The organism is Salibacter halophilus, from assembly GCF_008806325.1.
Classification (GTDB): Bacteria; Bacteroidota; Bacteroidia; order Flavobacteriales_G; family Salibacteraceae; genus Salibacter; species Salibacter halophilus.
On sequence record NZ_WACR01000001.1, the window covers coordinates 45,175 to 68,523 of the forward strand.

General features: G+C 39.2%; 21 protein-coding genes and 1 tRNA gene. 13 read left to right on the forward strand and 9 right to left on the reverse strand.

The window, feature by feature from the left end:
• Positions 1–125 precede the first annotated feature (125 nt).
• The 4 genes from F3059_RS00165 (at position 126) to F3059_RS00180 (ending at position 6,125) form a co-directional block, all read left to right on the forward strand.
• Complete coding sequence (locus tag F3059_RS00165; protein WP_151165910.1) at positions 126–1,589, forward strand: hypothetical protein; 1,464 nt, start codon at positions 126–128, stop codon at positions 1,587–1,589.
• Positions 1,590–1,666: 77 nt separating this feature from the next.
• A complete protein-coding gene (locus F3059_RS00170; RefSeq protein ID WP_151165911.1) occupies positions 1,667–3,841 on the forward strand; it encodes an SPOR domain-containing protein in 2,175 nt (724 codons plus the stop codon).
• Between the two features lie 90 nt (positions 3,842–3,931).
• On the forward strand, positions 3,932–5,515 hold the full coding sequence (locus F3059_RS00175) for a S41 family peptidase (protein WP_151165912.1): 1,584 nt from the start codon (positions 3,932–3,934) through the stop codon (positions 5,513–5,515).
• Positions 5,516–5,558: 43 nt separating this feature from the next.
• Positions 5,559–6,125 (forward strand): DUF1573 domain-containing protein, encoded by a 567-nt coding sequence (locus F3059_RS00180; RefSeq protein ID WP_223274512.1) that lies wholly within the window; start codon positions 5,559–5,561, stop codon positions 6,123–6,125.
• Between the two features lie 72 nt (positions 6,126–6,197).
• Here F3059_RS00180 and F3059_RS00185 read toward each other — a convergent pair whose 3' ends face one another.
• From F3059_RS00185 to F3059_RS00220, 8 genes are all read right to left on the reverse strand, one after another.
• The gene (locus F3059_RS00185; RefSeq protein ID WP_151165913.1) at positions 6,198–7,976 is read right to left on the reverse strand and encodes a T9SS type A sorting domain-containing protein; all 1,779 of its coding nucleotides are present in this window, start codon (positions 7,974–7,976) and stop codon (positions 6,198–6,200) included.
• A 213-nt stretch (positions 7,977–8,189) separates the two neighbouring features.
• Positions 8,190–8,783, reverse strand: coding sequence for a nitroreductase family protein (locus tag F3059_RS00190; RefSeq protein WP_223274513.1), 594 nt, complete (start codon positions 8,781–8,783; stop codon positions 8,190–8,192).
• Positions 8,784–8,788: 5 nt separating this feature from the next.
• Positions 8,789–9,424: a helix-turn-helix transcriptional regulator gene (locus F3059_RS00195; protein ID WP_151165914.1), complete on the reverse strand. Its 636-nt coding sequence runs from the start codon at positions 9,422–9,424 to the stop codon at positions 8,789–8,791.
• 288 nt (positions 9,425–9,712) lie between these two features.
• Entirely contained in the window at positions 9,713–10,954 is a 1,242-nt protein-coding gene (locus tag F3059_RS00200) for a M56 family metallopeptidase (RefSeq protein ID WP_151165915.1), read from the reverse strand.
• A complete protein-coding gene (locus tag F3059_RS00205) occupies positions 10,954–11,328 on the reverse strand; it encodes a BlaI/MecI/CopY family transcriptional regulator (RefSeq protein WP_151165916.1) in 375 nt (124 codons plus the stop codon). The genes F3059_RS00200 and F3059_RS00205 overlap by 1 nt, the downstream gene beginning before the upstream one ends.
• A 51-nt stretch (positions 11,329–11,379) precedes the next feature.
• Positions 11,380–12,489 carry an AI-2E family transporter gene (locus F3059_RS00210; RefSeq protein ID WP_151165917.1) on the reverse strand — a complete coding sequence of 370 codons (1,110 nt, stop codon included), beginning with the start codon at positions 12,487–12,489 and terminating at the stop codon, positions 11,380–11,382.
• On the reverse strand, positions 12,486–13,130 hold the full coding sequence (locus tag F3059_RS00215) for an alpha/beta hydrolase (protein WP_151165918.1): 645 nt from the start codon (positions 13,128–13,130) through the stop codon (positions 12,486–12,488). The genes F3059_RS00210 and F3059_RS00215 overlap by 4 nt, the downstream gene beginning before the upstream one ends.
• A 3-nt stretch (positions 13,131–13,133) precedes the next feature.
• Positions 13,134–13,934 carry a TIGR00266 family protein gene (locus tag F3059_RS00220; protein ID WP_151165919.1) on the reverse strand — a complete coding sequence of 267 codons (801 nt, stop codon included), beginning with the start codon at positions 13,932–13,934 and terminating at the stop codon, positions 13,134–13,136.
• A gap of 110 nt (positions 13,935–14,044) precedes the next feature.
• Between F3059_RS00220 and F3059_RS00225 the strand changes: the two genes are divergently transcribed.
• Both F3059_RS00225 and F3059_RS00230 read left to right on the forward strand, forming a co-directional pair.
• Entirely contained in the window at positions 14,045–15,211 is a 1,167-nt protein-coding gene (locus F3059_RS00225) for an MFS transporter (RefSeq protein WP_151165920.1), read from the forward strand.
• A gap of 29 nt (positions 15,212–15,240) precedes the next feature.
• Positions 15,241–15,738, forward strand: a complete 498-nt coding sequence (locus F3059_RS00230) for a phosphoribosyltransferase family protein (RefSeq protein ID WP_151165921.1) — start codon at positions 15,241–15,243, stop codon at positions 15,736–15,738.
• Here the strand turns inward: F3059_RS00230 and F3059_RS00235 are convergent.
• Entirely contained in the window at positions 15,695–16,231 is a 537-nt protein-coding gene (locus tag F3059_RS00235) for a shikimate kinase (protein WP_151165922.1), read from the reverse strand. The two genes, F3059_RS00230 and F3059_RS00235, sit on opposite strands and share 44 nt — an antisense overlap.
• A 159-nt stretch (positions 16,232–16,390) precedes the next feature.
• Here F3059_RS00235 and F3059_RS00240 point away from each other — a divergent pair.
• The 7 genes from F3059_RS00240 (at position 16,391) to F3059_RS00270 (ending at position 23,297) form a co-directional block, all read left to right on the forward strand.
• Positions 16,391–16,463, forward strand: a tRNA-Lys gene (locus tag F3059_RS00240).
• A gap of 352 nt (positions 16,464–16,815) precedes the next feature.
• On the forward strand, positions 16,816–18,345 hold the full coding sequence (locus F3059_RS00245; RefSeq protein WP_151165923.1) for a hypothetical protein: 1,530 nt from the start codon (positions 16,816–16,818) through the stop codon (positions 18,343–18,345).
• Positions 18,346–19,005: 660 nt separating this feature from the next.
• Positions 19,006–19,761, forward strand: a complete 756-nt coding sequence (locus tag F3059_RS00250) for a toxin-antitoxin system YwqK family antitoxin (protein WP_151165924.1) — start codon at positions 19,006–19,008, stop codon at positions 19,759–19,761.
• Between the two features lie 169 nt (positions 19,762–19,930).
• A complete protein-coding gene (locus tag F3059_RS00255) occupies positions 19,931–20,440 on the forward strand; it encodes a hypothetical protein (protein WP_151165925.1) in 510 nt (169 codons plus the stop codon).
• On the forward strand, positions 20,441–21,178 hold the full coding sequence (locus F3059_RS00260) for an adenylate/guanylate cyclase domain-containing protein (RefSeq protein WP_151165926.1): 738 nt from the start codon (positions 20,441–20,443) through the stop codon (positions 21,176–21,178).
• Between the two features lie 155 nt (positions 21,179–21,333).
• Positions 21,334–22,230 carry an ExbD/TolR family protein gene (locus F3059_RS00265; RefSeq protein ID WP_151165927.1) on the forward strand — a complete coding sequence of 299 codons (897 nt, stop codon included), beginning with the start codon at positions 21,334–21,336 and terminating at the stop codon, positions 22,228–22,230.
• 152 nt (positions 22,231–22,382) lie between these two features.
• On the forward strand, positions 22,383–23,297 hold the full coding sequence (locus F3059_RS00270) for a hypothetical protein (protein ID WP_151165928.1): 915 nt from the start codon (positions 22,383–22,385) through the stop codon (positions 23,295–23,297).
• Positions 23,298–23,349: the final 52 nt, after the last annotated feature.

Genomic DNA, 23,349 nt, shown 5'->3' on the forward strand with positions numbered 1-23,349 from the left:
AACACGTTATGAACAAGGTTACGAACAGGATATTCACATTTTTTTGTTCAAACTTTGAAATAACACTCGCGCGCAGCAGGTATGTGATCGAATAGCTTTGTGAAACACCAATTAAGTGCAAAGCCATGTTTAAGTTTCTCTTACTTCCACTGCAAATTCTGCTCGTTGCAGGAATCACGTCAGTTGTTTCCAAAAGCATTACCATCACCCAGGAAGCACCTGATCGAATTGATACAATGAGTTCCTGTACAGTTTCAGTGACTGTAAACAAAGGTGACGTTGAAGGCTTTGCTAAATTTCAACACCTTTTTCCTTACGGAGTAGAAATTGAACCCATCGAAACGAAAGGTGCCACTTTCACATATGCTCAACGCAAAATGAAACTCATTTGGATGGCACTCCCTGAAGAAGAATCTTTCACCGTAAAATACAAACTCACTGTTACCGATCCTTACGTGGTTGAAGTCGATTTAGGTGGAACGTTTTCTTACCTCGAAGAGAATAAGCGCATGACTTACACCGTGCCAACTGAAAAACTGAATGTTGGCCCAAGTGAAGAGGAACTCAAAAAGCAGCGCAATCCTTACGCTTATGTTTACCGCGAAGTTGAAGATTTAGGCGACAATCGATACAAGATAAAGATCAACGTCAACTCGCAATATTTAGATGGTTTTGGTAAAATTCAGGATGTAGTACCCTATAAAGCTACTGCTGAAGCAAATAATAAGAATGAATCTGTTTTTTCACAGGTAGACGAAAAAGTGAAATTCGTTTGGATGAGTCTGCCTGAAAATGATACATTCTCAGTTTCATACACCGTTGACTTATCTGAGACAGAATCTAAAAACGTGGATGATATCAGCGGAGAGCTCTCTTTCCTTCACGAAAACAAAACACAAAAAGCTGAGATCATGAGCGAGCCTCCATCAGGAGAAGAAGAACAACAGATGCTCGCATCAAACGAAACACCTGCCGAGGAAGAAACCAGCACTGAAGAAGCAGCTACCGAACAAAAGCAGGAACAAGAAGAAGAGCTACCAAAAGAAGAAGAAACACAACCACAGTCAGAACCGGAGACCGAAGAAGCGGTTGCGGAAAAGCCGGCTAAAGAGGGCTCTGACCGTGAAGAGAAAAAGCAAAAACCCAAAACTGAACAGCAAATATCTGATGAAGAGCTGGCTGATAAATACCTCACTGAAGATCAAAAAACTGACGAATCAACCACACCTGATAATTCATCAGTAGCTGAAACAAAAGAACAAGGCGAAAAAGAGAAAATAACATCTGTTCAGGATCCGGTTAAAGGAATTGAGTACCGTGTTCAAATTTTGGCGGGTCACAACAATGTGAAAGCGCCATACATCGAGAAAAAATACAATTTCAACAACCAGTTTTTCATGGAAAACCATCAAGGCTGGATCAAGTACACAACGGGTAGTTTTGGTATTTACAAACAAGCACGTGACGGACGCGAAAACATCAAATCATCATTCAATTTTCCCGGTCCGTTCGTTGTAGCTTACAATGAAGGCGATCGTATTACTGTGCAGGAAGCACTTATGATCACCAATCAAAAATGGGTTCAATAAGATAAATTTGGTATAGTTTGACAATTATTGCTTACTTTAGATCAGTTTTACAGCCTTAAAATAAAACCGACCAAACTGTGAGATTGATTTTACGCCATACAGTAGCACTATTTTTATCACTAATAACTCTTGTAGCTACTGGTCAAAACACTCAGGATAGCCAGGAGACAAGCAACGATTCAACAGACACTGAAAAGGTGTGGAAGCCAACATTCACTTTGGGTAGCGGTGTGCTCACTTACTACGGTGACCTGAGTAAAGGATTTAGAATTAACAGACCCTCAAACAGCCAATTCGCATTTCGATTAGGTGTTGAGCAAAAAGTCACCAATTACCTCGATGCTGAACTCTACCTCCTATACGGTAATGTAGCTGCAAATGAGCGTTCGCTAAATTTTAATCGCAACTTTAGTACGTCAATAACAGCCGGTGGTGTTCAGGTTAAATACAATTTCCACCACTTACTCAAAGAAAACCGAACCGCAGAACCTTATGTAGGAGTTGGTTTTGAAGCACTTGAATTCAACGCCAAGACAGATCTTTACGATGAGTACGGAAATACTTATCACTATTGGGATGATGGAACAATCAGAAACCTCCCGCAAACAGCAGAAAATCAAAACAGAGCAATTCGCATACAACGCGATTACGAATACGAAACTGATGTTCGCGAGCTCTACTCTGAACAACTAGGCTACTACGATAATTTCGCTTTCGCCATTCCTGTTAGTGCGGGAATGAGCATCAACCTCACGTCTCGCATGAGATTTGATTTTGGAGCTACTTACCACTTCACTTTCACCGATAAAATGGATGGTTCTACGCCTTCACTTTGGTCAGAACCGAAAGGCGACTCACAAAACGACCAACTCCTCTACGTTGGAGCAGGATTTAGTTTCAACTTCAATAAAGACAAAACAACAAAATCAGGTCCTAAAAGCGACCCTTATGCTAATGATGATCCTTTCATCGCTGATGTACAGGACGACCTGGACCAGGATGGAATCGTAAATCTTTGGGACCAATGTCCAAATACCCCGGTTGGCATTCCGGTTGATGAAAAAGGTTGTGCCGTTGACACCGATGGTGATGGCGTACCCGATTACAAAGATGAAGAGTTGAATACTCCTCAAAATACACCGGTTGATTCACTTGGTGTGGCACTTTCTGATGAAGAACTAGCAGAAATGGCTCGCCAGTTCAATGACACAACCGGAAACTACTCACCTATTGATAATGAAACTTACACGGTTGATGTTACTGCTATCAGAACGCAAAGAACCCGTAACGTTCGAGACAGAAGCTATGCCGTGAAAATTGGTGAATTTGACGAATCAATTCCTGATGAGCTGATCAACGAAATTTTATCGCTGCCAGATGTTGAAACATTTGATAAAGACGGAACCATCATTGTTGCACTCGGAGACTACAACTCAATTGCTGAAGCTACGGCTAAACGTGGTGAGTTGAAACAACAGGGAATAGACAGTGAAGGTGTTATCTCGAGAGATAAACTCGGCAATGTAAAAGATATCGCTGACGCTGGCTCTGCAACATCTTCCGGTTCTCAATCTGGCTCAGGAGGAACTTCAACTGGCAAGTCAACTGGTACAGGCTCCGGCTCTGACGGTGAAAAAACACGCAGTCTTGAAGGCAAAACGGTCGATAAAAACAAAACAGTTTATCGCGTTCAAATTGGAGCATTCTCCAAAAAGCCTGATAGAAGAACATTGAGTAATGTTCCAAATCTGGTTTCCTTCAAAGGAAAAGATGGGTTGATCAGAGCTTATGCAGGTGAGTTTACAGACTACAAAAAAGCTGCTGAACTCAAAATCGAAATGATCCAAAAAGGATACGATGGCGCATATGTTGTTGCCTTGAAAGGTGGTGACAGAATCACACTTCAGGAAGCTAAAGCAACAGTTGTTCAGGATGATCTTGGCGTTCCAAAAGACCGCAAGCTCACTGAAGATGAAAAAGAAAACAACCTGAGGTTTAAAGTTCAAATTGGAGCTTTCAAGAAAGAAGTTCCTACTGCTACGCTTGAAAAATACATGCAGCTCGATAACTTAGAGCAAAAGCAACAACCAAACGGTGTTACAAAATACGTAGCCGGTAACTTTAAATCTTATGAAGCTGCAAAAGCATTTAAAGATGAATTGAGAAAACAGGGATTTGACGGAGCCTTTGTTGTAGGGGAATGGAAAGGTCAAATCTTCTCAGCAGAAAAGGCTATAGAGTTGTCTAAATAACAACGCTTAACTTTATTTAGGATTTTCAAATTATTACATTGCGCCAAAATTAGCGTTATAGCTATTTTGGCGCGATTAATTTTTAGACTTATGCGAAAGATACTTTTCACCGGATTATTAATCCTTGCTTTTACAACGAATGCTCTTCATGCTCAAAAAGATGCTGAGGCTGAAAAGAAGATTCAGAGTTTTTTGAGGTATGTAGAACTGGCTTATGTAGATTCTGTCAATGCCAACGAATTAGTTGAAACAGCTATTCGATCAGTACTGGAAGACCTGGATCCTCACTCGGTTTATATTCCTAAAAAGGATGTAAAAAGAGCCAATGAACCACTCGTTGGAAAATTTGAGGGTGTTGGTATTCAATTTAATATTCTCAAAGACACGATTGTTGTTGTCTCTCCTATTCCAGGCGGACCCAGTGAAAAGTTGGGAATAAAATCAGGGGATAAAATTATCAAGATCAATGATTCAACTGTAGCCGGTGTAGGATTTACAAATCAGGATGTAATTGACAACCTGAGAGGTCCTAAAGGATCTGAAGTTGATGTGGCAATAAAAAGAAGAGGAGAGAAAAAGCTTCTCGATTTCACCATCAAGCGCGATAAAATCCCGATCTACTCTGTTGATGCGAGCTACATGGCCGAGCCTGGCGTTGGGTATATCAAGCTCAACCGTTTTGCTGCAACTTCAATGGATGAAATCAACGAGGCTATGGACTCGCTAAAAGATGCCGGAATGGAAAATATGATTCTGGATCTTCGCGGCAATAGTGGCGGCTACCTCAATGTGGCAATCGAGTTGGCTGATCAATTTTTAAAGGACGATCAACTCATCGTTTACACTGAAGGTCGCGCTTTTAAAAGGGCTGAACAATACGCCACTAAAAAAGGAAAATTTGAAAAAGGGAAACTCATTGTCCTTATCGATGAAGGATCAGCATCAGCGAGTGAAATCGTTTCTGGAGCTGTTCAGGATTGGGACCGCGGAATTGTAATCGGTCGCAGATCATTTGGTAAAGGACTGGTTCAAAAAGAGTTCAAACTATCTGACGGCAGCGCTCTCAGGCTGACAATTTCTCGCTACCACACTCCAAGCGGAAGATGTATTCAGCGCCCTTACGAGGATGGTAAAAAAGCGTATTATCAGTCCATCTATGACAGATTAGACAATGGCGAGCTCGTGAATCCTGATAGCATTCACCTCCCCGATTCACTCCATTACGAAACACTTAAAAAAGGTCGTACAGTTTACGGTGGCGGTGGAATCATGCCCGACATATTTGTGCCGGCTGATACATCGCGCGGATCTGACTATTACGGAAAAGTTATTCGCAAAGGAATTATCAATGACTTTTCTCTCGATTATCTCGATCAGAACCGAAAAAAGCTCGAGCGCAAATACAGCTCTGTGGATGAGTTCATCAACAACTTTGAAGACAAGAATTTAATGGATAAGTTTATTGCTTACGCTGAGGATGAAGGTGTAGAAAAAGATGAAGATGAAATTGAAAAATCAAAATCGCTGTTGAGCAATTCGCTGAAAGGACTTATAGCTCGCGGACTTTACGGCTCCAGTGCTTATTATCAATTAACCAATAAAAGTGATGATGCTTTCAATAAAGCACTAGAAACTTTCAAAAGTGATTGGTTTGATCAACTTGAAACAGAATAATTAAAACAGTTTGCTAAATTTGAACGACTAAAATTGATAGACTATGAATGATCAAATGAAAGAAAACATCAAGTTCGCGCTGCTAGTAGTAATCGCAGCCACTGTAATCTACGGAACCTTCATCAAAGAAGATCCTATCCCGAGAAGATCTAATACTGCTCAGGCATCAAACAACAGAAGCCAGGCGCAAAACCCTGCTCAAAACAACCAACAGCAAAGCATGCAACAGCAAATGCAGGAGCAATTGCGCAAACAGCAACAGCAGCAACAACAAAAGCCTCAGGGTCCTCCAACATCATTGAAGTTTGCACAAAAAGCTCATGACTTTGGTCAAATCAAGCAGCAAACAACAAATGAAAAAGTATTCAAATTCACGAATACAGGCGATAACCCGTTGATCATTCAATCAGCTAAAGGTTCTTGTGGTTGTACTGTTCCTCAATATCCTAAAGAGCCAATTGCTCCTGGAGAAGAAGGAGAGATTAAAGTTGTTTACAAACCCGGAAAACAAAAAGGTCGTCAAAGCAAGACGGTTACAATCCAGGCAAACACAAATCCTCCACAAACGATTCTCAACATTACAGCTAATGTTGAAGAGGTTGAATCTTAATTCATACGATTTATAACAAATAAAAAAAGGCCCGTCATGCGGGCCTTTTTTTGTGTCTTTACATTGAGAATCCTATCGCTTAATGAGCTTTTCAGTATAGACGTTTTGTCCATCAGAAATCTGAAGCAAATAAACTCCATTCGTAAACCTATCGAGATTAATAGTCGTCAAAGAAGATTGTATTCTACTCTCGAAAACCATTTCTCCAAGCAGGTTGAAAACCTGAGCATTGTAAGATTCTATATCGCCTTCAATTTCCAATTGGAAAACTCCGTTGCCCGGATTAGGATAAACCGAGTAGTTTACAGAATTCAAAATATTGCTCACCCCTGTTGTGTTACAATTTGGAACAGTCCACGCGTTATTATCAGAATAGCTACATGTAGCTTCGTTTGAAAAGTGTAAATCAAAATTCGGTGATTCACTCTCAGAAATATTGTTTACAGTGATCATTTGCGGACTACCATCAATAGAAAATGATTCTGCAACACCAGCTCCATCAAATTCAAGAGTTCCGCCAGATGGTGCATATTCATAAGTTACAGTTAAATCAACTGAATAGCTACTTCCCGAAGTAGAGCAGTAAACACTATCAATAGAAACCCCTGTTATAGCACAAGACTGAACAGATTCAAAAGCTCCAATGTCTACAGTCCCACTCTCAATTCTATTTGTACCGTAATAATCATAACTCCCGAGTACATAAAGATTATTTCCGGCATTTACAGCAGGTGAATTATCAGTTGGAACATAATCAGTTCCCAATTGAGGTGAGCCGTGAAATTCACCGTTACTCGTTCCATTGCAAAATGTTGTTGAATGATCAGGTCTTATGTTGTTGATCAATTCAACCGTGTTTGGACAGTTGGATACAACTCCAGTTCCAAATGTGCTGGTGGCATTAGTATTATTATCAACGAGGTTATTCGAAGCCAGGAAATTTATTATCCCACTAGCCTCACCAACAACAATTGGTGATGGATTAGTTCCGTCTTCAACATTACTGATTACCGTACAGTTTGTCATTTGAACATCCAAAACATCATTACTTGCCTGATAAAATCTAATTGCAGAGCCGCCTTTTCCCGTGTATTGAGAATTGTCTTCAATCTTGTTATTGGCAAACAAACAGTTAGAAACTAAAGCCAATCCTGATCCGCCTGTCAGGGTAACACCTGTCACAACATTGGCTGTTGTGTTATTAGTTATCAGGCAATTATCTAAAACAAACTCTCTGTATTCATTCTGTGTGTATTTAGTGCGTATTGCAGCTAAAGCTCCAGAGGAACTGTTTTTAGTGATATTACAGTTAAGGATTTTAATATCTCCAGCGTGTTCAGATAAATAAATGCCACCTCCCTGATTGTTAGGCCATGCACTGGAGTTGCCATTACCACCTGTAATAGTAAATCCGTCAATTACCGTGTTCTTCACACCTCCAACGTAAAGGACATGATAAGTATTATCGCTCCGTGTAGTTTCATCAGGATCTATACTCGGGTTATCATTTCCGTACAAATCTCCGCTGAGGATAGTTTGATTGCTGATAAAATCTCTTTGATCCAATGATGTTTCGTTTCCTGCAAAACCCCCAAAAAGATAAATCGAATCAAATACAACCTGGAAATAGACATTTCTTGTAGAATCATCTGAAGGCAAATAAACACCCTGAGCAACCCAAATACTATCTCCCTGGTTCGCATTGTTTAGGCCGTGATGTAGATTTACAAATGCATCATTCCAGGATGATCCATTTTCAGCTCCTGTTGCATTGATATCTACATATACAATAGAGGCAAATGAATTTATAGCTGCAAAGAGAGCTATCAAACAGAGTAATCTTTTACGCATAACTAAAATTTTTATAATTATTAGCGTAAAAGTATGTTCGCAATACAACCTGCTATTCAATGAATTGCTGAAACTCAATTATGGGTTGCTAAATAAGGAGAGTGAATCAAAAAGCATAAAGAGATAAAAACCTTTAAGCAATATTTAATCCAGTTTTTTTAGCTTTTTAAAACTGAAAATTGCAAGATTTTTTAGTTATGATAAACTCCCTAATTATTCAGTGATGAACTCAGTGACCTTTCGTCTCTCGAGTCGCATTGTTTTGCGAGGCCATTCGATTTCAGGATAGCCGATGAAGAACATCCCGAGACAGATATCCTTCTCTCCTATTCCCAAAAACTCTTTCATTTCATCAGTGTATGTGAGTCCGCCTGAACCCCAGTAAGCGGCCAAGCCGTAAGCACTGCAAGTAATGTGCATATTTTGAACAGCAGCAGCAACAGCTGCAATCTCCTCTTCAACCGGAATACTCTCTTTTTCGTCACGTTGCATTACGATCGCTATAACAGCTGATGACTTCAATGGACGATCTCTCAGCTTCCTGTATTTCATCTCTTTGAACTTCTCGGGCGGAGTGATTTTTTTATACGTTTCGCTATGCCATTCTGCAAAGCGTTTCAACCCGTCTTCCATGAAAACTTTAAATCTCCATGGTTGAGTAAGCTTATGAGTAGGTGCCCAACGCGCATTTTCGATTAAAACCTCAATTAACTCTTTATGTACTTTACGATCAGAGAATTGCTCGGGATAGATACTTCTTCTCGTTCTAATACATTCATTTATCTCGCTAACATTGAACCGCATCATTTCGTCTAATCTTTATTATCGTTTTGCAAAGTTATTTCATAAAACTCATCCTCTAACACAGGAAAAACAACTTTGTTATCGTAAGCCCATTTAACCAATCCAACAGTGCTGTGAACATCTAACTTCCTGGAAAGTTTGTAGCGAATATTTTCCACGGTACGCTGACTCTTACCCAAAAACTGAGCAATCTGTTTACTGCTACTATCTCGACACAACCAATACAGCACATCGTACTCTGCCTGTGAGAGTTGATTATTAATACTGGTATGATCAAATGTGGGAATGGAGTCTTCAGCATTAAAACGGTCAGATCCGATGGAGTTCAAAATCAGGAGTAAATCCTCAGGGCCTGAGTTTTCGGTCACAAAATAGCGAGTACCAAAATCGCGCTGAAGGATGGGAATATGGACAGATGATTGAAAACCCATTGCGATCACTACCTGGCGCTGTTCCCTTAGCACTTTCGCCAATTTGTAATCGCACCAGGCAAGTTCCGGTAGCTCACAAACCACAACATCTCCAGCTTCAACAGTGGTTTGATGAAACTCTTCCACTGTCAAAAGCTGAACCTGATGCTTTGGTTTTAATAATTCCAACAAATGCCTGCCAAATAGCTTATTCTCTACAACTACCCTAACCACCTTTCAAAGGTAAGAAGGATTTGTGTATAATTGAATAAGTTTCTTACAGGCATTCTCTCAAGGGGTCAATGGGGGGAGTTCGAGACGACTATATTACGGCATCAAATATTGTTCAATAAATAAAAAAGGACAATGAGTAAAAATACTCATTGCCCTTATTTCATGTTTTAAAAGCTTATTAAGCCAAATTTAATTGGTCAACATATAACTATTTAGCTATTAATAAATTGACATCTGTATATTATTTTAAATAATAGTTATAGTTGATTCATTAAAATCTTGTAATGGCTATTTTTTCTTCTCGCTTTCCTCATTTTCACCTTTTAAAGTGAAACGAATTGGGATATTGTATTCAACCGGAACAGCATGTCCATCTTTATGAACTCCCGGTTCCCAATCGGGCATATTAGCAATTGCATCTTTAGCAGCCTGATCAATTTCAGGGTTTACTCCTTTGAGGACTTCAATATTTTTCACACTGCCGTCCTTATCAATAATGAAGCGGCAATAAACGACTCCGTTTACACCTTCTTCTTTTGCTGATTCTGGATAAACAATTGCATCACCCAGGTACTTGAAAAGAGCTTCATTTCCACCGGGAAATTTTGGGTCAATTTCAATATTTTCAATATCCTCCGGTTCTATTTCACTTTGAACAGTTTTGGCCTGTTCTTCTTTTTGGTCGAGTTTATCTTCAGTACACGACTTTAGCATGAGCGCTGAACCACCAACAATGGTGATTACAGTAAATAAGCGTAGCCAATGAATAGGCTTTTTTGATTTGTTGATCATATCGATTCTCCGTTTTAGTGGCGACTCCTGTGCAAACATCGAATACAACGAAACCGCGCGAATTCCGAGTGATGCGCTCAAAAGCACCTGTTTATAATCGTTAATGTTTTTCTCATTCTCTACAATCCCCTGATCGGCAAGAAACTCGTGGTTCATCTTCACCTGTTTTCGCAACAACCAAAAGAACGGGTTGAACCACGCTATAACCTGAAAGAACTCTACAACTAGCAGATCGAGATAATGAGCTTGTTCTACGTGGATTCTCTCGTGATTGATAATGTAATTGAGCGATTGCTCTTCTTTGAATTTTTTAGGAATAAACACCTTATTCAGGAATGAAAACGGTTGCTCAAAATCTCCCATGTAAACGCTTTCATGCGTTTCAACACTTTTACGCGTTTCTAAAAAGGCAGTGAGTGTGTTTTTCAATGATAATACAACACCAATGATCAGAACCGAGACAAGCCCGATTAGTAGGTAATTGGTTTGCTGGTTCTGGCTCTGACCATTACCCTCACCCACTACAAACTCTTCCATATTCACAGCGTAGCCCTCAAAAACCGTGATTGACTGCGACCACGGCATAAAGTAGAGTGCAACAAAAACGAATGGAACGAGAATTAAAAAGAATCGGTTGAAACGAAACGTAGTGGTGTTTTTCAGCAATGTAAAATAGAGCAATGCCGAAATTGCAATTCCGATGTTTAGCCAAATGATGGGTTCGATAATCTGGTTCATCACTTCTCCTTTTTTATGTCGTTTAATATTTCATCTAACTCGTTTACTGAGAGTTCCTTCTCTTTTAGGAAAAAAGATAGCATGCTTGACGGACTCCCCTGGAAATAATTTCCGAGCAATTTTTTTACTTGTTTTTTCGCGTAATCTTCCTTTTTGATTTTCGGGAAATATTGATGTGTGCGACCGTAACTCCTGTGATCGACAAAACCCTTGTCTTCCAGGATGCGAACGATCGTGGATACTGTATTGTAAGCCGGTTTGGGATCGGGTAAATCGGCCAGAATATCTTTTACAAATGCCTGCTCCTTTTGCCACAGCACCTGCATGATTTCTTCCTCGGCTTGTGTGAGTTGTTTGGAGTTCTTCTTTTTCATACTCCAAACTTATAACTAAATTTTTAGTTTGTCAACTATTTTTATAGTTAATCAATCTTCATCACTCACCTCACTCGTCATGCGCTTGATGAATTTAAACTCTGAAAAGAACTCTTTAGCGACAATCCTGATAAAGCTGTAAGCCGGTACTGCTATTACCATTCCCACTATTCCAGCGAGCTGACCAGCAACCAGAATAACGAGAAAAATTTCGAGCGGATGTGCTTTGATAGAATTGGAAAAAATTAGTGGCTGAAAAACGATGTTATCGGTCAATTGAACTATGAGGAAAACAGAACCCACCTTTAATACAAATGGCAAAAGCTCAGTTGAGAATTCCATATCGAGGTTTGAGGTAATGGCAATGATGAGTCCGAAAGCGGCTCCAATCAACGGACCGATGTACGGAATAACATTGATCATGCCGGCAAAAAAGCCGATCACCAGCGCATTCTCCACTCCCAGTATTGTGAGCGATACACTAACAAATGTCGTGATCAGGCTGACCTGTATAATGAGTCCGATGAAATAGCGCGTGAGTGTTTTTTGTGCTCTTTCGGTTACCTTTTTGGCTTTTTCCAGGTATTCATCTGGAACGATGGCATCGATGAGTAAGTGCAAAATCCACCGGTCCTTGAGCAGGAAAAAAGTGATGAATGAAATGGAGAAAAAGGCCAGCACAAAACTTCCAACTCCGCTCATCACCGAAGTAAAGAATGTCGGGATCTGACCGATATCGAGAAATGATAAAATCTTCTGCTTCATGTAATCACGGCTGCTACCCGCATCACCGGAATGCAAATTGAATTGTTCGATTTTGTCCTCAATGAAAGTCATGGAAGGATTGAGCGCCTCGTAAACATCTTTGAGCTGAACCTCAGATAAAAGCTTGATTTCCTGGGCTAAAAGTGGTGTAAACACATTCACGAAAACCGATAAAACAGTGTAAACGAGAAATATTGACAATAACGCTTTTAGCCAATTGGGAAGGTGAAATTGCTTGATTTTCACCCGATCCAAAATCCGCATGATGGGCGTGAGAACGATACTGAGCACGATGGAAATGATCACGTAAATAACGATATTGCGCACGTACCACAACACAACTAACACGAATAGCGTGAATAATATCCCGATTATTTTCCTCAGCCTCGAATTCATTTTACAAGTTTTAGAAGTAGTTCCGGCTCAATTTTATGCGTTCCGTTGTATTTGACTAAATTAAAATCAACTCCTTTTGATTTGAGTTTTGAGGTAAATTTTTCCAGTCGCTCCTCAGAGATGAATTCGTCTTCATCGCCCACAACGAGTTCAGTATTACAATTATTCAAAATGCTTATTCCTTCTTCGTTCAAAACATCTTCGGGAATATCACTCGCCCAGCAAATCAGCTTTTCAACATGAAAAGGTGTTTCCACCAGCCATCTGCACAGCGTTGGAACTCCCTGGGAAAATCCAATCGCCACGATATTGTGGTTTTTGTTCACTCCCGCATCGGTCAGAACCGAATTGAGCAATCGTTTATTATCAGCGATATCGACTTCCCTGTCATCTTTCGTCATCCAGCTCGCCACGACTCTGCCGCTGGTTCCCTGTAGATAAAAACGGTGCATTCCTTCAGGCAAAATCACTACTGATTCTTCATCGACAAGTTTGAGGAATTTACGGCTGAAAAACTCAGCCAGCATTCCGTAACCGTGCGTTGCAAAATACACGGTTTTGGTTTTTTTCGTGATCTGACCGAGTTGATAATAGCGAACCGTTTTATCAAATGAAAATTGCTTTTTCTCTACTTCACGCATGCATTAAAACTTGTTGTCGCCACCAATCAAATCTCCCAGTCCGCCAAGGACACTTCCTTCACCTCTTCTCTTTCCACCCATCTTAGGAGTTGATGCGATAATACGCTCTGCGAGTCGGCTAAACGGCAGTGACTGAACCCAAACTTTTCCTGGACCAGTTACCGAAGCGAGAAAAACACCTTCACCACCAAAGAACGTGTTTTTGATTCCGCCCACGTACTCGATATCATAATCGACATCCTTCGTAAAGGCGACCAAACAACCGGTATCAACTTTAATTTTTTCTCCCGGTTTTAGCTCCCGTTCAACGATTGTTCCACCGGCATGGACAAAAGCCATTCCGTCACCTTCCAGTTTTTGCATGATGAAACCTTCACCACCAAAAAATCCGCGTCCCAGGCGCTTGCTGAATTCAATCCCAACCGAAACTCCTTTGGCCGCACACAAAAAAGCGTCTTTTTGACAAATGATCTTTCCGCCTTTTTCACTGAGATCGAGCGGAATCACTTTTCCGGGATACGGAGATGCAAATGTGACGTGACTTTTCGTGTGGCCCTGATTCGTGTAAGCTGTCATGAATAAATTCTCTCCGGTCAGAACCCTTTTCCCGGCCGAAAACAGTTTTCCCATCAGGCCGCTCGACTGGTTTGAGCCGTCTCCAAAAATGGTATCCATGTGGATGTCATTGTTCATGCTCATGAGTGCGCCCGGCTCAGCAACTACCGCTTCCTGCGGATCGAGCTCGATTTCAACACACTGCATTTCTTCGCCAATAACTTTATAATCTATTTCGTGGTTGTTCATTTTTTCGTGTTTTGATTATTCTCATCGAAAATAAAAACTACTGTTAAATCTCTGACAAAAAATAGCCGGAAAAGCTTTTACTACTCCTTAAAACACTTCCTTTGCACGCTATGATTCGCAGATACGGGAAACAGTTTTGGATAATGTGTGCCAGCTCAGTATTTTTCTTTTCGAGCTTCAACATGATCATTCCCGAATTGCCCGCTTATCTCACTCAACTTGGCGGTGAAGATTACAAAGGTTTAATCATTTCGCTCTTCACGCTCACAGCAATGCTCTCCAGACCTTTCAGCGGCAAATTAGCCGATAAAGTTGGCCGAATTCCTGTCATGATATTCGGGTCGGCTATTTGTTTTATCGCGAGCGGACTCTACCCGCTAATTGGCGGTGTTGCTTCTTTCTTGCTGTTGCGGTTTTTTCATGGATTCAGTACCGGTTTTAAACCAACCGGAACCTCAGCTTACGTAGCGGATATCATCCCTGCCAATAAACGCGGTGAAGCGATGGGAATTTTGGGGATTTTCAACAGTACCGGAATGGCATTAGGTCCGTCCATTGGTGGCTGGATTGCGGCCAATTACACAACTGACATTCTCTTTTACACAAGTGCCGCATTTGGCTTGATGTCTGTTCTCGTTTTGGTGGGACTGAAGGAGACCGTGAAAAAACCCGAGCCCTTTTCGCCAAAGCTGTTAAAAATGAAAGTCTCTGAGTTTTACGAACCACGTGTTGTGGGTCCGTCAATTACAATGATGCTCACCGTTTTCTCCTTTGGCATTGTACTCACGATCATTCCCGATTTTAGCGTTTACCTGGGATTTGAAAATAAGGGCATCTTTTTCACCGTATTCGTGATCGCTTCGTTGTTCATCAGGCTGATTGCCGGCCGGGCCAGCGACCGGTTCGGACGAGTAAAGGTTTTGCGTTTTTCATCGATCAGCGTTTCCATTGCGATGTTGTTGATCGGATTTGCTTCAACGCAATGGCATTTGATTGGTGCAGCAGTATTGTTTGGAATGGCTGTTGGAACGAATAGTCCAACCGTTTTTGCGTGGACCATCGATTTGAGCCGCGAAGAAGCCAGGGGGAAAGCCATGGCTACTATGTACATCGCATTGGAAATTGGAATTGGCACGGGAGCGCTTATATCAGCCGCAATCTACGACAACGATCCCGCCAATTTCTCCTGGGCTTTTTGGATGGGATCGATCAGTGCCTTCATCGCTTTCCTCTATTTGTTTAGCTGGGAAAAACGGTATCAGCACAAATACGAGTAATTCTTAAGTTTGTAAACACAACGAGCATTATGAACAAGAGCAAGATTTTAAACCACGAACAGATTCAGCAAAAGATTGTACGCATCGCTTACCAAATCGTGGAAAACAACATCGAGGAAAAGAGTTTGTATTTTGTGGGTGTTGAACCGCGCGGCTCCATCCTTTGTGACCGGTTGGCTACTGAGGTGAATAAAATCAATTCTGCTAAAATTGAATCGGGAACCATCAAGCTCGATAAGGATCACCCGCTTGAGAAGGACGTTCAGTGCTCGCTGGATCTGACCGAAACGAAAAACAAAACCATTATCCTTATTGACGATGTGCTCAATACCGGCAAGGCGCTGATTTATGCGGCCAATCACCTGTTACAGTCAGAACCGAAATCGATACAAACGGTGACGCTCATTGACCGCAGGCACCGCCTCTTCCCCATCCGTGCCGATTATGTGGGATTGACGCTCGCCACTACGCTGCAGGAACACATTAGCGTGGAGTTTGGCGATGAGGATATTGCGTGGTTAAAGTAGTTGCCAGCTCATTCAGTTTTTGCGCATTGAGACCTTTTGCCGGAATTTCAAAGTGTGCCCGTTTGTAATACGGCTCTCTTTTTTCCAGCATTTCATCGATGAACGCTTTCAATTCCTCATCATTTTTTCCGGCAATCAGGGGACGTTTCGATTTCTCATTTTTGAGTCTGCTCGCCAGGAAAGCCGGCTCTGCCTGGAGGTAAACCACTACTCCGTTCGCGAGCATCCAGTCTATATTCCCGTGAAATACCGGTGTTCCGCCACCTGTTGAAAGCACGTAATGGTCAGATCCACTGAAATCGCGCAAGCGTTGATTTTCGATCTCCCGGAAAGCATTCTCGCCCCTGGTTTCAAAGATTGAAGATATAGATTGTTGTTCTTTATCTTCAATGAGGTTGTCTAAATCGTAAAAAGGAATTTCCAATTTATTGGCGAGTTTCTTGCCAACAGTGGTTTTCCCTGATCCCATAAACCCGATGATGAATACTTGCATGAATTTTTTTTACGGTTCAAAGAAAAACATAACTCCCTCACGGACAAAACGGAAAAATGGCTGTTAAAACGTGGGACAAAAAAATATTTAGAAAAAAGTAAAAGTTGGTTTGTGATTTAAAACAGGGCTTCTATATTTGCAGTCCCATTTTGGAAAGGAGATCTGGTAGCTCAGTTGGTAGAGCATCTCCCTTTTAAGGAGAGGGTCCTGGGTTCGAGCCCCAGCCAGATCACTCAAGTCTCAACTGCTCAGTTGGGACTTTTTTTATGCCCAATTTTTCGATTTCAGGAAGAATTTGACTTTTTGCTCCAAATTTTAAGCTTCCATTTATCAGCTTTTTGAACTCATTTTTACCATTGAGAAGTTTAAATAGTTTAGAAAAACATCTCACTAATTTTTTTAGAAAAAATCTTCAAAGTTTACCACACCCTGCAATCATTTGACTATCTAACAGTTAAATATTAATCTTCATCTATTACCCAGTTTGAAAAAGCTCGCATTTCACTGAGATATTATTTTACCACCCTATAATATTAATAGAATTAATCTATTTTAGCCCACAAATTAAACTTAACTTATTAAACATGAGAACTATTGTAGCCACCTCTTTACTGGTACTGGCATCTATTTTCAGTTATGCACAGTTAGATTACGTAAAACGTTTTGAAACAGAATTAAAAGATGACTACATCTCTGAAGAGATTTACGACTTCAGTGAAAAAGGCGTTATACTATTAGCATTATCAAAAGATCAGAACCGCGGTGAACGAGAATGGAAAGTCGATCATTACGATACTGACTTCAATTTAATCAACACACATACATTCAATGTCGACAAAAGATATTACAGGAGTCACAGTAGCAAAAAAGACAATCAAATAAGCATATTGCTAAGGCAAAAAAGGAAAGGTAAAATTGGAATATTAAGTATAGACCTATCCTCCGGATCTGTAGAGATGGATATAACAGAGGTGAAAGTACCTAAAAAGCTGGGCATTTACGAAATGTATTCTAATGGTAATATCACCTTTTTAAGAGGTCAAGTATTGAAATTTTTCAATTATGAGTATGTCAATATCAAGGTAGATCATAATAAGGCCAGTGCAGATATTGAACCTGTTCAAATACCGGGAGTTAAATCAAGACACTTAAGAACTGAGAGTATTAGTGTAGACGATCTTAGTAACAATGTATTATTTCATGTAACAGAAAAAGACAGATCTACAAAAAGGATGATTTCTCATTTTATAGTGTACAATGAAAATGGGGAAAAACTCGACAGATTCGAACTCCCTGATGAATCGGGAAAAAGTATCAAAGATTTATCTTCTACCCAATTGAGCAAAACAGAAAGAATCATAACCGGAACATTTGCAGAGGAATGGAAAGAATCATCTACCGGAATGTACATTGGGAAAATGAACAAACATGACATAGAATACATTAACTTTTACCCCTTCGTAGAATTAGAGAATTTCCTCAATTACCTACCTGAAAGAAAACAGAAACGCCTCGAAAAGAGGAAAAAACGAAAAAAGAGAAAAGGTAAAGATTTTGACCTCAATTACCAAATAGCCTCTCATAGCGTCATCGAGGTCAATGATGGAAAAGAGGGCTTTATTTACATTGGCGAGGCTTATTTCCCAACGTATCGCAGTGAAATGTATACGACTACAGATGCCAACGGTAATGTAACAACACATACTCGTTCAGTTTTTGATGGCTATCAATACACCCATGCAGTTATCGCAAGATTTGATGAGGAAGGAAATAAGCTGTGGGATCATATTGTAGATCTGCATATAAGTAGGAAGCCTTTTTATGTTAAGCGATTTATTTCTATTGCTGAGGATAAGCAAGTCGGTATTAAAGCTACCTATTCATCTGATTTTAGAATTTACGTGAAAAAGTTCTCCTTCGATGGTGAGATCACATTAGACCAGGAGTCTGAACAAATCGATTTTGGAGAGGGTAACAAAGTAAAAAGAGCAGCTGCTGATATAAGCTACTGGTATGATAACTACTTCATTGTTCACGGAACTCAAAAGATCAAAGAAGACGGTCTTTTCAACAACCGCAAAGTCTTTTTCATGAGTAAGATTAAAGTGGATTAGAAAACATCATTAAGTTCAAATAACAGGCATCGTTTGACACGAAACTACGAAGTGTAAATGGCTATTAAGATCTAAATACTCCTGCGATCATATACTGCTATCATTTATAGTGATAATAGGAAACAGATAAAAAAATTAACCTCATTTAAATAAACCCTTTTGAGGCCACAAATGACTCTAAGAACTCAAAATAGATACAGAGTTAATTGTACCTTCTTGCTTATGCTCAGTGAACAACTTTTAAATCATTATTACAACTTAACCCTACAGGAATTTGGTGGGTTTGAAAGTTAAAAACAAACCTCCTAACTTCCCAACTCCAAACCTTAGAGATTCTAGAAGCTCTTTGACCCTCGTGACACGAGGAACGGGGCTCTTAACAACTAAATCATCAAGCAATCCCAATACATTATTAGAACTTCTCTCCTCCTAAACCTAAACCTCGACCTTCACAGCTAACAGTTAACATCATCATTTGCTACTAGTTGGATTATCGAAATTTTTAGCACGTTATAAAATTCTCTATTTTTATGGTTTTCCTATTTCAAAATCAGTCATCCCACCACCGTCTTAATTTCATGGGACTGACCATGGCGAAGCCGTGTTTGGTGGGGAGTTTAAAATAGTCTTTTTTCTTAGCTTTAAGATGTTGGGAACAATATGAAAAAACTTATATACATAATATCATTCACATTCCTCTTTGGCTGTTCTGACCCGAACAATATTAAAGTGATAGAAAAATATGCAGACGGATCTCCAAAGTCAGTTAAAGTCCTTTTTGACAATAATGATAGTAACAATTATATTATCAAAAACTTTTATCCAGACGGAACACTTGACTTTGAAGGGAAAGTCAGCAACAACAAGTTTGTAGAATATAGAAAGGCATATTTTGAAAATGGAAATCCTAAAGAAATTGTCAAGTTATCAGACTCAACAAATTTAGATTATTGTTGCCCAGACGGATTTTACAAACACTACTATAAACATGGTCAGCTTAAAGAAACATATTTCAAAAAAAATGGACTATTCAACGGTCTTGCCATAAAATATGATTCTCTTGGAAATAAAATTGCGGAGTACCAAGTGACTAATGACCTGAAAAACGGAATAACAAAGAAATTCCACGATAATGGAGCAATAAAGTCAATTAAAGAATACAAAAATGATACTCTCGTAGGAACTGCTTACTATTTCACAGAGTCTGGTGATTCATTGAAAAGACACGGAACTAACAAAGGGAAGATAGATTTTCCAATAAAATACTGGAAAGACAATGGGAATAGTTTACTTGGAGTATATCACAACGACAACCATTACCAAGTTAAATGGACTTGGATTGACTCTGTCGGAAACATAACTAAGACTGAAATAGCTGATACAGTAGATGGCCAATTTGTAACTCCAGACTATTAAGAAAAAAGCCCAGCAGCTAACAGCACCTAAGTAAACATGGGGCAGATAGTGGTAAACGCAAAGCACTTCTCTCCTATCTAGCTTTTTAACTAGCAGATAGAAAATAACTTCATAGCGCCCTACGTTTTTTACCCGAGACCGTTATGGGCAAGCTTAAAAACAAAAACATATGGACAAAATAAATTACGCCTTAGAGTCATTTAAAAACATTCAAGACTTAATAAAATTTGCTGACCAAAAAGCAGGAGCAGTTTTAATTGTAGTAGGATTAATTTTTACGGCTTTTGTCCAATACCTAGAAAAGTTGACTTTTTCAGCTGACAATATGACTATAATTGGAACGATTACCTTTATTACAGGACTTGCTACTTTAATTTGTATGATAGTAGTTCTGTACTATTCCGTTTTCAAAATTCTCAAACCAAGATTTGCAAAAAACTATCAAGAAGGTGAATTATCTACCTTTTACTTTGAGCATATTACTATAGTAAATAAAGAACTTCACGAAAAATATAAAAACATAAGTGATGAAAGTATGTTGAAAGACATTATTGACCAGCAGATTGAGGTTTCAAGTATTCTAAACGAGAAGAATGAAAATTTAGCAAAATCATTTATTTGGCTCTTTGCAGCACTTTTCGCTTCAATAGTTTTTATTATTCTTTCAATTCAGTTGTAAATGGCACTTATAGACGATATAAAATCAAAGGTAAAGGCAATCCTTGATGAAAGACTTGAAGTAACGGATGTGACATACGTTCCTAAACTTGACGACCCAAAACTAACCTTTGGGAATACAGGATTGAAGTTCACAGGTTCTTCATTGTTCATTGACATTCGCGGTTCTACTTCCGTATTGAACACTCATAATAAGCCTGTTGTAGCTAAGCTTCATATGGCATTCTTTCACACCATTGTGAAAATAGCAAATAATCTTGATGGCAATGTAAGAAGTTTTAATGGAGATAGTGCACTAATATTTTTTCAAGGAACATACAAGGAAACTGTTTCTAATGCTGTAAAATGTGCGATGCAAATAAAATTTATGATTGACAATTCGAAAGATGGAATAAATGAATTGCTTAAAAAGTATTCTAAACTAGATTTTGGAATTGGGATTGACGATGGCAATATCGTTTGTACAAAAGTTGGAGTTGGTGGTGAACATAATAGAGATATTTTTTGGATTGGAAACCCAGTAAATAAATCTACTGTATTAGGCGATAACAGCAAAAAACCTAATCACATAGCAATCTCAAAGTACGTTTATGACAATCTTTTAGATTGGGCTAAATATGGCAAGAAGAAAAATTATTTCGGACAGGAAGAAGATGTTGATATGTGGACGCGTGGCACATTTACTTACAATGGGAAAATTGAATATTATTATTACACGGGTTGGCATTGGGTAGTGTAAAAAGCCAGCCCATAACAGCGTATATAACTTATGCCGGGGAAAGTGGTAAATTCAAGCTTTGTACTTTTAAGTAAATTTGGTGTAAGCCGACAAGAAAGTGTTTCGAAAACCGCCACAAGCCATATGCAAAACGTTGTGCCACATATAAAACGACAATGAGACAGATTGCTCTGATATTGACTTTAATTCTTTCTTTCATTTCTTGTGGACAAACAAAAGACACTGAAATAGAATCAATTCTTCTTGACTGTTTGGTTAAGAGTTATAAGGAACAGCAAGTCAATATTAACCAAGAACTTGACGAGCTCGAAAAGTATTTAATTGGTAGCAAATCACTTAAATCTTCCGCAGGACAATCATATTATGATTTCTACCAAGAAATAGCAGAACTCAACGATATTCCTGCGACTTTGGATTATGACAGATTTGAGAACATTTACAAATTGACACCAAACGAATTTTATTCAGCTAACTGCTTAGAACAGCTCAAACGGCTTGACTCTACAACTATTGCTAATTCTAAATACAGCCAAATGACGCTTGCGATACAAAACGCAGCTCAAAACGAAGTTTCACCTTCAAGTATCGCAAAAGCAATAACAAGCGTCTTGACACCTTCAGACTTTGACAAGCAATATTTTAGAGCAGTTGCACTATTGACAATTGCATACACAGCCAATTCAGACGTTGGGCTACAAAGACAATTAAAACCAAATGACAACGAAGACAATGCGACCTATGAATCAATATTGGTGACATTGACAGAAGAAAACCAAATTACTCTGAATGAAAACGAGATAAGTCAAGAAGAACTAAAAACTACCTTAACTGAGTTTATTAAGGCTAATGGGGCAAATCACGTAATTAACTTTCGAGCTGACAAAGGAACTTCCTACGACTTTTACTTAAAGATTCAAGACCAAATTGGGTCAGTCTATAACGAACTTAGAAATGAATTAGCAATAACAATGTATAACCAAATATTCAAAGAATTGACTGACGACCAACAGAATGAAATTAAAAGGACTTATCCGACAAGAATAAAAGAATAAAAAAATACGTGGCACAACAATGGGTATAAAACATAGGGCGGACAGTGGTTTCCGCAAGTTTGTAGCTCTTATCCAAGTTCGTTTCGGGCGGACAGTTAAGTGCTTCGAAATGCCCCACGTTTCTTAGCTGCAAAACGTTGTGCAACATTGAAATGAAACCAATCCAGATATTCATATCGTCATTGACTTTTATTATTCTCTTTTCTTCCTGTTCAGATAAGAAGGGACTAAAATCTGTCTATGGACTTCAGAACGACACTATTGTCAGTATCAAGAACTACGACAGAGATGGACGAGTAATATTTGACAGGACAACCCAAATAATTGAGAGTTGGGACAACGGATTAATGACTTGGATGACAGCGAAAGAGTTTAAAGGGAATAGGCAAACCTATGAGTATTACGCCCACTCCAATTCAGGTTTGAGAATTACGATTTTCGATTATGACCAAAATGGAGAATTAAATGGTGAATTCTCCAAGTACTATAGTTCTTCTAATGAAAAAGGTCGAAATCCTTTTGGAGAAATTTACGCAATAGAATCTAGGGACTCATTAAAATCCTACCTACAAAGCTCCATACCTGACAGTGTCCTTTTTTCAAATCACCAAGGAGCAAATAATGAAAACACCGAATATTTCAAATCATACACTGATTCACTTAGTCTTAAAGTGAAAGAATATTGGACAATTGTTGAGGGTTCAGAAACAAGAAAAACGATCAAGAAATTTGATGCAAAAGGAAATCTTATTTACAAGTACAACAAAACACAATGGAATGAAGGAATTGAAAAGTTTCAGTACAACCAAAACGGAGAATTAATTGAAGAACTTAAGATTTGGGATCCTGAGAATAATCGGTTTCAAAAAAAGGAACACTACTACTCAAACGGACTTTTACAAAAGACTCTGTTTTATCACGACACAGCATTGGCATTCAAGTACGAGTATTTCTATAACGATACACTTCTAGACAAAGAAATTAAGACGAGAGTAACAGAAGCTGAACATTTCAAAGACAGGAAGAAAATTGAGACAACTGAATATCGATACGAATATTTTGAATAAAAAACGTTGCACAACAGCACCTAAAAAAACATGGGGCGGACAGTGGGTTCCG